Origin of the sequence: Amycolatopsis sp., assembly GCF_036008905.1 — a bacterium.
Lineage (GTDB): Bacteria > Actinomycetota > Actinomycetes > Mycobacteriales > Pseudonocardiaceae > Amycolatopsis.
Map to the genome: position 1 here is coordinate 1 of NZ_DASYMU010000151.1, position 13,307 is coordinate 13,307.

A 13,307-nucleotide genomic window follows, 5' to 3' on the forward strand; every position below is an offset into this window, starting at 1 on the left:
GACCAAGAAAACCACCAAAGCCAAACCCAACGGTTAAAACTCAAGGGTCCGTTCATGCCACTTTTTTGGCTTAGGGGCGCGCTAGAAGACGACGGTTTTGTTGCCGTGGACCAGAACCCGGCTCTCCAGGTGCCAGCGGAGGCCGCGCGCCAGCGTCACCTTTTCGATGTCGCGGCCCTTGCGGACCATGTCCACCACCGAATCCCCGTGGTCGACGCGGATGACGTCCTGCTCGACGATCGGGCCGGCGTCGAGGTCCGCGGTGACGTAGTGGCAGGTCGCGCCGACGAGCTTCACGCCGCGTTTGTGCGCCTGGTGGTACGGCTTCGCGCCGATGAACGACGGCAGGAAGCTGTGGTGGATGTTCAGCGCGCGCCCGGCCCAGGCCTCGCACAGTTCGGCGGGCAGCACCTGCATGAAGCGGGCGAGCACGACGGCGTGCGGTTCGTGTTCGTCGACGAGTTTCGCGACGTGGGCGAAGGCTTCGGCCTTGCCGTCGGCGGGGAAGGGCACGTGGTGGAACGGGATGCCGTGCGCGCGGGTGATGTCGCCGAGCGACGCGTGGTTGCCGATCACCGCGCGGACGTCGACGTCTAGTTCCCCGGCGGCGACGCGGCCGAGCAGGTCGTAGAGGCAGTGGCCTTCCTTCGACACCAGGATCACCACGCGGCGGCGCTCGTCGGTGTCGTCCACCTTCCACGTCGACTCTGACGACAGCGACGCGGCGACCTCGGCGAAGCGGCTTCGCAGCTCTTCGACGTCGAAAGCCAGCGAGTTCGCGCGGACCACCTGGCGGGTGAAGAACCAGCCGGTGTCGGGGTCGGTGTGGTAACTCGCCTCCACGATCCAGCCGCCCGACTCGGCCAGGAACCCGGCGATCCGGGCCACGATGCCGGTGCGGTCCGGGCAGGCGAAGGTGATCACGTATCGGTGTTCAGAGGGAGGCACGGTCCGACATCTTTCCTTGTCGCGGCGTGCGCGGTCGAAGCCGCCTGCCGAACTCGATGCCCGCGACCAGCGCCAGCCCGATCCCGAACGAGAGCAGCAGGCCCTTTTCCGGCTCGTCGGCGAAGGTCGCGCCGCCCGCGTAACCGATGAGCACGCTGTACACGGCCCAGAGCGCCGCGCCCGCCGCGTCGAGCGGCACGAAGCGGCGAAGCGGGTAGCGCAGGGAGCCGGTCGCCAGCGCGCTGGCCACGCGGCCGCCGGGAACGTAGCGGGCGGCGATGATCAGCAGCACCGCGTGTTGCTCGATCCGTGTACGCGCCCACTCGTACCGCTGCCGGCCGCTCGGGCCGCGCTGGAGACGGGCGATCACGCGAGGTCCGGCGCTCCGGCCGATCGAGTACCCGAGGCAGTCGCCCGCCCATGCGCCGAGGGCGGCGACCAGCGCGAGCAACGCCAGCCGTGCCGGGTCATGTCCGAGGAGCACGGCGACGACGAGCACGGTCGTTTCGCTCGGCATGAACGGCAGCAGCGCGTCCAACCCGGACACACCGAACACGATCACCCACAACCACGGCGACCCCAACCTGTCCCCAACGATCTCGGCAACCTGCCCCAGTACCTCCACTCACCCATGGTGATCACCCAAAGCCACCCCCAGGTAACCCTCCGGCGCCCCCCACGTGAACACCACCCGCGAATATGTCGACACTTTCCCCAGCTCCGAACTTCAGAACATGTCGACATATTCGGAGGTTTTGCGCACTCGTGTGGCTGGTGGGGCTCCTGGGGTGAGTTTCTTCCGAATATGTCCACAACTTTTCGCGATAAGTTGTCGACATATTCGGGGGTTCAGGAGGGGGTGACGGAGGGGTAGGGGAAGGTGAGTTCGCCGAGGCGCCAGCGGGCGGGGGTGCCGAGGACGGGCCAGCCGCGGTCGACGAGCATGTGGATGGTTTCCATCCAGCGGGCGCGGGCGCCGAAGGCCTGGTGTGGCGCGGCGGCGGCCCAGCAAGTGTCCAAAGTAGACATAAGGTCGTGGACGCGTTCGCCGGGGACGTTCCGGTGGATGAGCGCCTTGGGGAGTCGTTCGGCCATTGTGGACGGACGGTCCAGTGTGGAAACCTTGCAGGACAACGTGAGCGTCTGCGGACCGTCTGCGGAGACCGTGATCCACGTACACAGCCGGCCGATCTCGTCGCAGGTACCTTCGACGAGTAAGCCGCCGGGCGCGAGCCGGTCGAGCATCACCTGCCAGGCGTCGGCGACCTCGTCCTCGGCGTACTGCCGCAGCACGTTGAACGCCCGCACGAGCACCGGCCGCGTCCCCGCCAGCTCGAACCCGCCGCGGCGAAAGTCGAGCCACGGCTTTTCGACCGCGCTCTGCGCGAAGGCGACCCGCTCGGCGTCCAGCTCCAGCCCGAGCACGCGGACGTCCGGATGCGCGGCTCGCAGCCTGCGACCCATCTCGACCGTCGTCACCGGGGACGCGCCGTACCCGAGATCCACCACGAGCGGGTCTGTCGTGCGCCGGAGAAGCGCGCCAACGGCCCGGTCGCCGGTCATCCAGCGGTCGACGCGCCGGAGCCGGTTCGGGTTGGTGGTGCCGCGGGTCGGCGCTCCGAGGAGCGCCCCCGGTTTCAGCCTCGGTCGGCCAGCCACTTCGCGGTGAATTCGGCTTCGTGCTGGAGCAGCTTGGTGACCTGTTCGGCGATGACGCTCTCCAGCTTCGCGCCGAACAGTGGGATACGGACCTTGACCTCGCCGAACGTGCGCAAAATGGTCTTGTCGTCCACGCGGGTCAGCGTGGTCTTCGCGGTGATCTCGCCGGGGACGCCGTTGACCGTGGCGTTCGCGGTACCGACATAGCCGTGCTCGTCGGCCTGCCAGACCTGGTCGCGGTGGACGATCAGGTCGCCCTTGTGCAGCGTCCGCACGGCCTGCGGCAGCTGTTCCGCGCCGATGCCCTGCGTCAGCTTGTACTTGACACCGTCCGGGGTCACCGTGTGCTCCTGCAGACCGCCGTGCTTGCCGCCGAGCTGGCTGAGCCGCGCGCGCAGCACGGACTCGTCAGACGAGGCGGCGTACACCTCACTGACGGCCTGCGTGAACTCTGCGCGGTGGTCGATACGGGATCCCATGTCCCGGACAGTACCGTTTGATGTTGTGAGCACTGTCGAAACTCCTACCCAGGCGACGCTGTCGAACCACACCACGCTGCGCCTCGGCGGTCCGGCGCGCCGATTCGCCGAGGCCGGGACGGCCGAGCTGCTCGTCGAGCTGGTGCGGGAGCTCGACGACGCCGGCGAGCCGCTGCTGCTGCTCGGCGGCGGTTCCAACCTCGTGGTGGGCGACGCCGGTTTCGACGGCACCGTGGTCCGCGTGGCCAACTCCGGCTGGCAGTTGGGCGACAACGGCATCCTCGACGTCGAGGCCGGGCAGAACTGGGACGAGTTCGTCGCGGCGACGGTCGAGGCAGGCGTCGGCGGGTTGGAGTGTCTCTCCGGGATCCCGGGCTCGGTCGGCGCGACCCCGATCCAGAACGTCGGCGCGTACGGCTGTGAGATCGCCGACTCCCTGCTCTCGATCGACCTCTACGACCGCCGCACCGGCGAGCGCCGCACGCTGAGCGCCGCGGAACTCGGCTTCGCGTACCGGACCAGCGTCCTGAAGGGCACCGACGCCGGAGTGGTCCTGAAAGTCCGATTCGGCCTCAAGGTGGACGGCCTGTCCTCGCCGATCCGCTACGCCGAACTGGCGCGGACGCTCGGCGTCGAGATCGGCACCCGGGTTCCCGCCGCCGACGCGCGCGCGGCCGTGCTCGAACTCCGCCGCGGCAAGGGCATGGTCCTCGACGCCGGCGACCACGACACCTGGAGTGCGGGCTCGTTCTTCACGAACCCGATCGTGCCCGCGGCCGATGCCCCCGCGGTGCTCGCGCGGATCACCGACGTCGTCGGCCCGGACGTCCGCGTGCCCGAATACCCGGCGGACGGCGGCGTGAAGCTCTCGGCCGCGTGGCTGATCGAGCGCGCCGGATTCGCCAAAGGACACCAAGGCCCCGGCGGCCGGGTTTCGCTTTCGACCAAGCACGCCTTGGCATTGACCAACCGCGGTTCGGCGTCTACAGCGGATTTGCTGGCACTCGCCGCCGAGGTTCGCGACGGCGTAATCGCCCGTTTCGGCGTCGAATTGCACCCGGAACCTCTCTTGATCAACTGCGCGCTGTAAGGCGTGCCCTAGTCTCCTTCACGGTCCATACATAATGCGGCCGTCCATTTCGGGTGAAGGAATTCTCAAATGTCCGTGTTCATCGTCGGCCTTAGCTGTGTGGCCGGCGCGGCAGCGATCATGGCCGCTATAACCTATTTCCTGCGGAAAAGTAAGTCACCCGATGAGGTGGAAGGCAGTGAGAACAACACGTTGTCGGGTCAGGTGTTCGGCATCGTCGGCGGTCTGCACGCGGTGCTCATCGCCTTCATTCTCATCGGCCTGCTCGACAACGCGAATTCGGCGAGCGACGAATCCTATCGCGAGGCAGGCGGCCTGATCGCGGTCGATTGGGCGGCCAAATCCCTGCCCACCGACGCCCGCGTCAAAATTCAACAGCTCACCCGCGCCTATGCCACCACGGTGAGCGAAAAAGAATGGCCCCGAATGGCTGACGGCGACAAGGTGGAAAAGCCGGGCTGGACGCAGCTGGAGCAGTTGAGCACGGTCGTGTCCGGCGTCGAGGTCTCCGAAGACTGGCAGAAGAGCCGTCAGCAGGAAGCGACCGAAAAGCTTTGGGACGTCTACGAAGCCCGCCAGGAACGGCTCAACGCGGTCAACAACGGCGGTGTCAGCCCGGTCATCTGGTTCGCGCTCGCGCTGGGCACCCTGCTGACCGTCGGGCTGCCGCTGCTCTTCGGCGGGACGAAGCTGCGCACGCACATCATCGTGGTCTCCACCCTGACGGCGACGCTGACGCTCCTCCTGTTCGCGATCTACCAGCTGCAGAATCCCTTCACCGGGGGAGCCGCGGTGGGTCCTGACGCGTTCCAGTCCGTACTGGAACGTCTGAAGTGAGCGCGGTGCTCGGCGTCGCGGCACTGCTGTTCGTCCTCGCGCCCCCGTCGACGCAGCCCGCGCTTCCCGACGAGTGCCGGAACCTTCAAGTCGCCGGGATCGAGATCACCGACGAACTGGCCCTCGGGCCGCTGGAGGTCGACCTGCACGAGCGGTGCGCCGCCGCGGCAGCCACCTCGTCAACGGGTGCCACGCCCTCACCTTTAGCGGGCAAAACGTCGCCGGTGTCCGCGACGCCGAGCGTTCCGCCCACGAGTGGTTCGTCGAGCACCAAGCCGTCGACGTCCGCACCGAAGACGCCACCAGTGCCGAAAGCCGCGCCTGTGCCCAAGCCGGAGTCGAACCCGGTCAGCCCGGCCAAGGCCCGCGCGCTGGCCAAGGCGGACGGGACGGAGAAGAAACGGCGCTGGGCGTTGGTCACGCTGCTCCTCGTCGTCGGCACCGGCGTGGTCATGCACCGTCGCTCCGCGTGAAGTGCCAGGCAACTCACAGGTACTTATGGGGCGGACCATGGCATCCTGGGATCCGCGGGACATATGCGGCAACCGACCACGGTCCCCGCGCGTCCACTGTTCGTGTGGTTCCGAAGGGGCGGATCGGGCCGCAAGTAACGTCGGAGCGCTCGCTAGCTATTTCTGCGTAGAAGCGCAGGTGGGGTGCCAACGGGAGGTTTGACGGTGATCGAACGGCGCACGGTGTTCAAGGCCGCGCTGGCTGTGGGGGCTTCGGTGCTCCTTGCTGCCTGTTCCAGTGACGGCGACAGTGTCGCGGGCACCCCTCAGCCAGCGGGACCTGCTGCCGACACGCCGTCGAAGGCCAAGATCACCGCGGAACCGGCGATCGACGCCAAGGACGCCGAGGTCGCGAAGCCCGTGGTGGTGAAGGTCACCGAAGGCAAGCTCACCGAGGTCAAGGTCTCCTCGGGTGGCAAGGACGTCAAGGGCGAGCTCGCCGCCGACGGTTTGAGCTGGACCAGCTCGGAGTCGCTCGGCTACGGCAAGACGTACACCTACGCCGCGAAAGCGAACGACGCCGAAAACAAGCCGGCCGAGCTGACGGGCAACTTCACCACGCTGAAGCCCGCCAAGGAGGTCCGCGCGACGGTCAACCCGTCGGACAACGCCGAGGTCGGCGTCGGCATGCCGGTCAAGGTCGAGTTCGCCTCGCCGGTGAAGGATCGGGCCGCGGCCGAAAAGGCGCTCTCGGTGAAGTGCTCCGGGGACGCCGAAGGCTCGTGGGGCTGGCTGAGCGACTCGGTGGTCTGTTACCGGACCAAGGACTACTGGCCCGCCAACAGCACCGTCACGGTCGAGGCGAAGCTCTACGGCGTCGACCTCGGCGGCGGCAGCTTCGGCAAGTCCGACGTCAGCACCAAGTTCAAGATCGGCCGCAACCAGGTCGTCAAGATCCACACGCCGGACCACGCCATGAACGTCACCCGCGACGGCGCGGCGCACAAGAGCTACCCGTGCTCCAACGGCCTCGACTCCGAGCAGGCCCGGAACACGCCGAACGGCACGTTCATCGTGATGGAGAAGAAGCCCGCCGCGGTCTTCAACAACGAGCAGTACCACTACACGAACGTCAACAAGAAATGGGCCTGCCGGATCTCCAACCACGGCGAGTTCATCCACGAGAACCAGGACAACGCGGCCAACATCGGCAAGGCGAACACCTCGCACGGCTGCGTCAACCTGCTCGAAGCCGACGCCAAGCACTACTTCGACTCGGCGCTGATCGGCGACCCGGTGGAGATCAGCGGCTCCACCCTGGCCAGCCCGGTCAACTCCGACGTCAAGGTCTGGTTCTTCGACTGGAAATCCTGGCAGAGCAAGTCCGCGATCAAGTGAACACCGAGGTCAGCGCAGCCGGCGTCCGGCTCGGGCTGCGGGTCGAAGGCATGGCCAACTCGCGGCCGATCGTGTTCGTGCACGGCTGGGCGCAGGCGTCGTCGGCGTGGGCTCCGCAGTTCGCGGACCCCGCGCTGACCGAGCGGTTCCGGCTGGTCGCGATGGACCTGCGCGGCCACGGGGCGTCCGACGTCCCGGCCGAGGGCTACGACGACCCGCGCAACTGGGCGGCAGACCTGTCCGCGGTGCTCGACTTCGCGGGTGAAGGCGCGATCGTCGTCGGCTGGTCGTACGGCGGGCTCGTCATCGCCGACTACCTGCGCACTTACGGCTCAGAACGGCTGGCCGGGATCGTGCTGGCCGGCGCGATCACGGAGATCGGCCGCGGGCGCCGGGGCGGCAAGATCGGGCCGGCCATGCGAACGGCGCTGCCCGCCGCGTTGTCCGACGATCCGCAGGTCGCGGTGCCCGCGCTGGTCGAGTTCAGCCGGGACATGGCGGTAAAGGCCGTGCCCGGCGGCTTCGCCCAGGCGTTGCTCGGCCACAGTTTGGCCGTGCCGCCTTCGGTGCGCGGGGCGCTGTTTCGGCGTGACATCGGCAGCGAGGACGTGCTCGCCGCCGTCGACGTGCCCACGTTGGTGATTCACGGGACCGCGGATCCTGTCGTGGATCCGAGTGCGGGAGAATTCGCGGCTGGGAAGATTCCGGGTGCCTCCACACGTTGGTTCGAAGGGGTGGGGCATCTGCCCTTCGTCGAAGCCGCGCCGGAGTTCACTACGGCGCTGCGGCAGTTCGCCGACGAAGCGACCACGTAGCACTTACAGGAGTGACCGAGTGACCATCTCCCTTCACGGGTTTCGTCATGCGCCGAGCCGGGTGGCGGTGATGTCGGTACACACGTCGCCACTGGAGCAGCCGGGTACCGGCGACGCCGGCGGCATGAACGTCTACATCAGCCAGACGGCAATGGAGATGGCGAGACGCGGGATCCAGGTCGAGGTGTTCACCAGGGCGACGTCGTCCGAGCAGCCACCGGTCGCGGAACTCGCGCCTGGCGTGCTGGTCCGGCACATCCCCGCCGGTCCGTTCGAGCCGCTCGGCCGCGACGAGTTGCCGGCGCAGCTGTGCGCGTTCACCTCCGGGGTACTGCGGGCCGAGGCGTTCCACGAGCCTGGGTACTACGACGTCATCGCCTCGCACTACTGGCTGTCCGGCCAGGTCGGCTGGCTCGCGCGGGATCGCTGGGGCGTGCCGCTCGTGCACACCGCGCATACGCTGGCGAAGGTGAAGAACGCCGCGCTCGCCGAAGGGGACACCCCTGAGCCGAGGACGCGGGTGATCGGCGAAGAGCAGGTCGTCGCCGAGGCGGACATGCTGGTCGCGAACACCGCTGTCGAGGCACGTGAGCTGGTCGGGCTGTACGACGCCGATCCGCGCGGGGTGGCCACGGTGTCGCCGGGGGTGGATCTCGAACGCTTTTCGCCCGGTTCCAAGACCGCCGCCCGTGATGCGCTCGGGCTTCCGCATGACGCCGTCGTGCTGGCGTTCGCGGGCCGGATCCAGCCGCTCAAGGCGCCGGACGTGCTGCTCTACGCGGCCGCCGAGCTGCTCGAACGGCGTCCGGAGTTGCGGGAACGGCTCGTCGTGATGATCGTCGGCGGGCCTTCGGGCACCGGTCTCGAACAGCCGCAGGCCCTGCGTGAGCTGGCCGTTTCCCTGGGCATCGAGCGGCAGACGCGGTTCCTGCCGCCGCAGCCGGGCGAGTCGCTGGTGAACGTCTACCGCGCGGCGGACGTCGTCGCCGTGCCGAGCTACAACGAGTCCTTCGGGCTGGTCGCGCTCGAGGCGCAGGCGTGCGGGACGCCGGTGGTCGCCGCGGAGGTCGGCGGGCTGCCGGTCGCGGTGGTGCACGGGGTTTCCGGGCTTTTGGTGCCCTCGCACAAGGCGTCGGACTGGGCGGGTGCGCTGGCGAGTGCGGCGCTGCGGCCGGACAGGCACGCGGAGCTGTCCGCCAACGCGGTGCTCCACGCGCGTCGTTTTTCCTGGCGCCGCACCACGGACGCGCTCTTGGAGACCTACGCGCAGGCGACGGGTTCGTTCCGCCGCGCGCTCGAACTGCGGGACGAGGTCGCGGTGTGAGTATCGACAAGATCATTCAGTCCACTTTGGACAACATGGAGCTGAAGTACGAAAAACGCGGCGAGGGCAAGTACTTCGTCACCTTGCCCGGCACCAAGAAACTGCAGACGAGTTGCTGGATGATCGCGGGCGACCACGCGTTCGCCGTCGAAGCCTTCGTCTGCCGCCGTCCCGACGAAGCGCATGAAGAGGTCTACCGGTTTCTGTTGCGCCGCAACGCCAGGCTGTACGGCGTGCACTACACGATCGACGAGTCCGGGGACATCTACCTCGTCGGAAAGTTCGGCCTGGACACGGTTTCCGGGGACGAGCTCGACAAGATCCTCGGCCAGGTACTGGAAGCGGCCGACGGCGATTTCAACACGTTGCTGGAGATCGGCTTCGCGAGTTCGATCAAGCGTGAATGGGACTGGCGGGTCTCGCGCGGCGAATCGCTGGCGAACCTGCAGGCGTTCAAGCATCTCGTCGAACCGGACAGTGGTTACGAACCGGGATCGGTGACCAACTCGTGACAGATCACGTGCAACCGCGCTGAGCCGCTGCGCCGTCTCACTCGCACCACTGGAGGGAGACAGGCAGATGAGATCGAGACTTGTGGCGGGACTGGTGCTGGCACTCGGGGTCGGCGCCGGGCTCGCGGGATGTTCGGCCGACAGCGGGACGTCGGTGAGTTCGGGTGCCTACTCGGGCGCGGATGCCAAGCAGATGGCGCCCGAGGGCGCGTCCGGTCAGGTGAGCACGCCCAGCCCGGCGAACGACAAGGCCCCTGCGGTGGCCTCCGGGCAGATCGCCACCGAACGCAAACTCGTGCGGTCGGCGAAGATCGGGCTGACCGCGCCGGACGTGAAGTCCGCCGTCGACCAGGCGCGGCAGATCGCGGTCATGGCGGGCGGGTTCACCGGCGCCGAGCGCACGGAGTCCGACTCGGCGTCGCTGACGCTGTCCGTGCCCGCCGACAAACTCGACGCGGTGCTCGGCCAGCTCACGAGCGTGCCGGGGACGACGGTGAAGACGCGCGAGCAGACCGCGCAGGACGTCACCGACCAGACCGTCGACGTCGAAGCACGCTTGACCACGCAGCGCGCGAGTGTCGAGCGGGTGCGCGCTTTGCTGGCGCGGGCGACTTCCGTGAGCGAGATCACGTCGATCGAAGGGGAGTTGACTTCGCGGGAAAGCGAGCTGGAGTCACTCCAGCGTCGGCGTGACTCGCTGGCGGGCAGCGTGGCGATGTCGACGGTGACGTTGAGTGTGAATGCCGAGTCCGCGCCGGTGGCGCCGCCGCCGGACCGCTCAGGGTTCCTCGGCGGTCTTGCCGGTGGCTGGGATGCGTTCCTGGGCTTCGGCGGTGGCCTGCTGACCGTGGTGGGCGCTGTGGCGCCGTTCCTGCTGCTGATCGGCGTGCCCGTCGCCGCCGTGGTCTGGTGGTTCCGCCGCCGGCGGCCCGCCCCCGCTGCTCCCGAATAGCCGCCATCTGTCGACAGATGGCGATCTCTTGGCGCCTAAGAGACCACGTGATGTCGACATCTCGCGGGGAGCCCCGAGGGGGTTTTAGGCGGGACGGCTCGAGAGGAGGGGGGAGTCGCGATCTCGAGCCGTCCCACTGAAGTTCCCGCCACAGTGGACCGGTTGGCGAGGGGGGTGCCAACGGGGCCGGCGGGTCCACGGCTCGGCAGGGGGGAGTCGAGCCGTGGTCCTTGTGTCCGCCGGGCCGGGGAGTGCGTGGAATCCGACCGAGCGGGACGGTAGTCAACCTGTCAGATCCCCACCTGTAATCACAAGACTACTCACTACTCCATTCGAGTGAATTTTTGAAACGGCGTTAACGGTCCGCGTTTTCGGAGTGCCGTGTCAGCGCTTTATTGCAGGTCACAAGCCAGATGAGTGAAGGTGTTACTCATGGGTAACGCACTCTCGGTAGATCGACGTCGATGGAATGCCTTAGTCGGGGTTCTGGCAGGCTGACGCTCATGGGCGACCTTGGGACCTTGGTACTGCTGCGACACGGCCAGAGCACGTGGAACGCGGAAAACCTGTTCACCGGCTGGGTGGACGTGCCTCTCTCGGAGCAGGGGGAGGGAGAAGCGCGCCGCGGCGGCCAGCTGCTGGCCGACGCCGGCCTGCTGCCGGACGTCGTGCACACCTCGCTGATGCGACGCGCGATTTCGACGGCCAACCTGGCCCTCGACGCGGCCGACCGGCACTGGATCCCGGTGCGGCGCGACTGGCGGCTCAACGAGCGGCACTACGGCGCGCTGCAGGGCAAGAACAAGAAGCAGACCCTCGACGAGTTCGGCGAGGAGCAGTTCATGCTCTGGCGCCGCTCCTACGACACCCCGCCGCCGCCCATCGCGCTCGGCGACGAGTTCGGCCAGGACGCCGACCCGCGCTACGCCGATCTCGGTGACGCGATGCCGCGCACGGAATGCCTCAAGGACGTCGTCGAGCGGATGCTCCCGTACTGGGATTCCGCGATCGTTCCCGACCTCCGGGCCGGGAAGAACGTGCTGGTCGCGGCGCACGGCAACTCGCTGCGCGCGCTCGTCAAGCACCTCGACGGCATCTCCGACTCCGACATCGCCGGACTGAACATCCCGACCGGTATCCCGCTGCGCTACGACCTCACCGAGGACCTCAAGCCGATCACCGCGGGCGGCCTGTACCTCGACCCCGTCGCCGCCAAGGAAGCAGCGGCAGCCGTCGCGAACCAGGGCCGCTAGCCCGCCAGGCTCAGGCGGCCGCGGTGACCGGCTGGATGGCGCTCACCTTCCAGGCGTCGCCGACCCGGACCAGGCTCAGCCTGAGCGAAAGCACCCGTGGCGGATCGGGCACAGCCGCCCGGGTGGTGGTGATCGAAGCCGCGACCAGGACGCTGGCCTTCGTGGCGTCGGCGCTGGTGGCCACGCAGAGCGGGTCCGGCACGACATTCGCCTTGACGGAGCTGGTCTTGAACGGTTCCAGCAGGTTGTCGCGATCGGTGCGGTACTGGGAGAGCAGCGGATCGGCCGACGCGGCCACCCAACGGGCGTACATGCGTTCCGTGTCCGCCGAATCGGCGTAGAGCAGGTCCGCGACCAGCGAGCGCGCCGCCGTGACAGCCGTGTCCCGATCGAAGCCGGGCCCGGGCCGGCTCGGGAGCGCTGGCGACGGCTTGTCGATCGGGTTCACCTTCATCGCGCTGATCCGCCACGACCCGTTCTCGCGGACGGCGTCGAGCCGCAGCTGGGCCAGCCCGGTGGTCGCCTGGCCGCTCCCGGTGTTGGTGCTGTGCTGGGTGACGAAGGCCAGCAGCGTCGCGGTATCCGAGCGCAGCGTGGCGACACCCACGTCCGTCGCCTTGGTCTCGACCTTCATCGAGGTGGTTTTCGCGGCTTGCCACACCGCCTCGAAGAGGTTTTTCATCTCGTCGGCGGCCGTCCCGGTCAGGTATTTCCGGACCGCGGCCGTCTGGGCCTCAGCGTTCGTGCTGTCGTAACTGAACACCGCTTCCGCGGCTTCCCGGACCGCCGCGGTGACCTGTTGCGTGGCGGCGGTGTCGACCAGCGCGAGGTTCGGTGCCGGTGACGCCGTGCCCGCCACCGGCGCCGAGCAGCCCGCGAGCGTCAGGACGAGCAGGCCCGCGAGGGTTGCCTTCTTCAAATGAGTCCCAGTTCTCGTGCACGCGCGCCCGCTTGAAAGCGCGAAGAGGCGTCCAACGCTGTCATGAGCTCGGCGACGCGACGCCGGTAGGTGCGCACTCCCAAGCCGAGCGTCCTGGCCGCGGTTTCGTCCTTGCAGCCCGACGCGAGCAGCTCGAGGATCTGTGGCGCGAGCAGGCGGATCTCCGCGATCCGGGCGTCGTAGACGGCCAGTTCGGTCGCCGCGCCCCAGGCGACTTCGAACAGCGAGAGCACGCCTTGCACGGTGTCGGGATTCGAGATGACGCTGTACGAACGCACGCCGTCGGTCAGCCCGCCCGCCAGGATCGCGACACGGTTGTCCAGCAGGATCGTCTCGTTGATGTCGACCCGCGTGATCTTGATCGTCGCGCCCATGTCCTGGACTTCGCGCAGATGCGCCGCCCCGCTCGGATCGAGCAGGACGCCGGGCCGGTAGATCTTGCGAATCCGCCTGCCGGCCACCCGTTCGAGGGGCGCCCGGCGTGGCCGGGACGTCGACCAGGTGTGCAGGTCGTTCGCGGCGCAGGCCATGTCGGTCACGCCCTCGAACAGGTGGCCCGCCCGGTCGAACAACTCCTGCTCACCGTGGACCACCACGACGTCGCTCACCGTCTTCATACCTCCAGTGTCCTCCAAAACTGGCAACAAG

15 protein-coding genes are annotated in these 13,307 nt (G+C 68.1%); 9 read left to right on the forward strand and 6 right to left on the reverse strand.

The window, feature by feature from the left end:
- Nucleotides 1-81: 81 nt before the first annotated feature.
- The 4 genes from purU to VGP60_RS26370 form a co-directional block, all read right to left on the reverse strand.
- Nucleotides 82-924, reverse strand: a complete 843-nt coding sequence (gene purU / locus VGP60_RS26355) for a formyltetrahydrofolate deformylase (RefSeq protein ID WP_327550859.1) — start codon at nt 922-924, stop codon at nt 82-84.
- A 10-nt stretch (nt 925-934) separates the two neighbouring features.
- Nucleotides 935-1,573, reverse strand: a complete 639-nt coding sequence (locus VGP60_RS26360; protein WP_327550789.1) for a DedA family protein — start codon at nt 1,571-1,573, stop codon at nt 935-937.
- Between the two features lie 224 nt (nt 1,574-1,797).
- A complete protein-coding gene (locus tag VGP60_RS26365) occupies nt 1,798-2,607 on the reverse strand; it encodes a class I SAM-dependent methyltransferase (protein WP_327550790.1) in 810 nt (269 codons plus the stop codon).
- Complete coding sequence (locus tag VGP60_RS26370) at nt 2,586-3,086, reverse strand: DUF2505 domain-containing protein (RefSeq protein ID WP_327550791.1); 501 nt, start codon at nt 3,084-3,086, stop codon at nt 2,586-2,588. The genes VGP60_RS26365 and VGP60_RS26370 overlap by 22 nt, the downstream gene beginning before the upstream one ends.
- Nucleotides 3,087-3,111: 25 nt before the next feature.
- On the opposite strand from VGP60_RS26370, the gene VGP60_RS26375 reads away from it, so the two are divergent.
- The 9 genes from VGP60_RS26375 (at nt 3,112) to VGP60_RS26415 (ending at nt 11,719) form a co-directional block, all read left to right on the forward strand.
- The gene (locus VGP60_RS26375) at nt 3,112-4,176 is read left to right on the forward strand and encodes a UDP-N-acetylmuramate dehydrogenase (RefSeq protein ID WP_327550792.1); all 1,065 of its coding nucleotides are present in this window, start codon (nt 3,112-3,114) and stop codon (nt 4,174-4,176) included.
- 69 nt (nt 4,177-4,245) lie between these two features.
- Complete coding sequence (locus tag VGP60_RS26380) at nt 4,246-5,013, forward strand: hypothetical protein (protein WP_327550793.1); 768 nt, start codon at nt 4,246-4,248, stop codon at nt 5,011-5,013.
- Nucleotides 5,010-5,486, forward strand: coding sequence for a hypothetical protein (locus tag VGP60_RS26385; protein ID WP_327550794.1), 477 nt, complete (start codon nt 5,010-5,012; stop codon nt 5,484-5,486). The genes VGP60_RS26380 and VGP60_RS26385 overlap by 4 nt, the downstream gene beginning before the upstream one ends.
- Before the next feature lie 204 nt (nt 5,487-5,690).
- Nucleotides 5,691-6,863 carry an Ig-like domain-containing protein gene (locus VGP60_RS26390; RefSeq protein ID WP_327550795.1) on the forward strand — a complete coding sequence of 391 codons (1,173 nt, stop codon included), beginning with the start codon at nt 5,691-5,693 and terminating at the stop codon, nt 6,861-6,863.
- Nucleotides 6,860-7,678: an alpha/beta fold hydrolase gene (locus tag VGP60_RS26395; RefSeq protein WP_414640408.1), complete on the forward strand. Its 819-nt coding sequence runs from the start codon at nt 6,860-6,862 to the stop codon at nt 7,676-7,678. Before VGP60_RS26390 ends, VGP60_RS26395 begins: the two co-directional genes overlap by 4 nt.
- A 19-nt stretch (nt 7,679-7,697) precedes the next feature.
- Nucleotides 7,698-9,002: a D-inositol-3-phosphate glycosyltransferase gene (mshA, locus tag VGP60_RS26400; protein WP_414640409.1), complete on the forward strand. Its 1,305-nt coding sequence runs from the start codon at nt 7,698-7,700 to the stop codon at nt 9,000-9,002.
- Nucleotides 8,999-9,514 (forward strand): YbjN domain-containing protein, encoded by a 516-nt coding sequence (locus VGP60_RS26405; protein ID WP_327550797.1) that lies wholly within the window; start codon nt 8,999-9,001, stop codon nt 9,512-9,514. Before mshA ends, VGP60_RS26405 begins: the two co-directional genes overlap by 4 nt.
- Nucleotides 9,515-9,581: 67 nt before the next feature.
- Nucleotides 9,582-10,466: a DUF4349 domain-containing protein gene (locus VGP60_RS26410; RefSeq protein WP_327550798.1), complete on the forward strand. Its 885-nt coding sequence runs from the start codon at nt 9,582-9,584 to the stop codon at nt 10,464-10,466.
- Between the two features lie 503 nt (nt 10,467-10,969).
- Nucleotides 10,970-11,719 (forward strand): phosphoglyceromutase, encoded by a 750-nt coding sequence (locus VGP60_RS26415; RefSeq protein WP_327550799.1) that lies wholly within the window; start codon nt 10,970-10,972, stop codon nt 11,717-11,719.
- A 10-nt stretch (nt 11,720-11,729) separates the two neighbouring features.
- Here VGP60_RS26415 and VGP60_RS26420 read toward each other — a convergent pair whose 3' ends face one another.
- Nucleotides 11,730-12,638 (reverse strand): hypothetical protein, encoded by a 909-nt coding sequence (locus VGP60_RS26420; RefSeq protein ID WP_327550800.1) that lies wholly within the window; start codon nt 12,636-12,638, stop codon nt 11,730-11,732.
- On the reverse strand, nt 12,635-13,276 hold the full coding sequence (locus VGP60_RS26425; protein WP_327550801.1) for a DNA-binding response regulator: 642 nt from the start codon (nt 13,274-13,276) through the stop codon (nt 12,635-12,637). Before VGP60_RS26425 ends, VGP60_RS26420 begins: the two co-directional genes overlap by 4 nt.
- Nucleotides 13,277-13,307 lie beyond the last annotated feature (31 nt).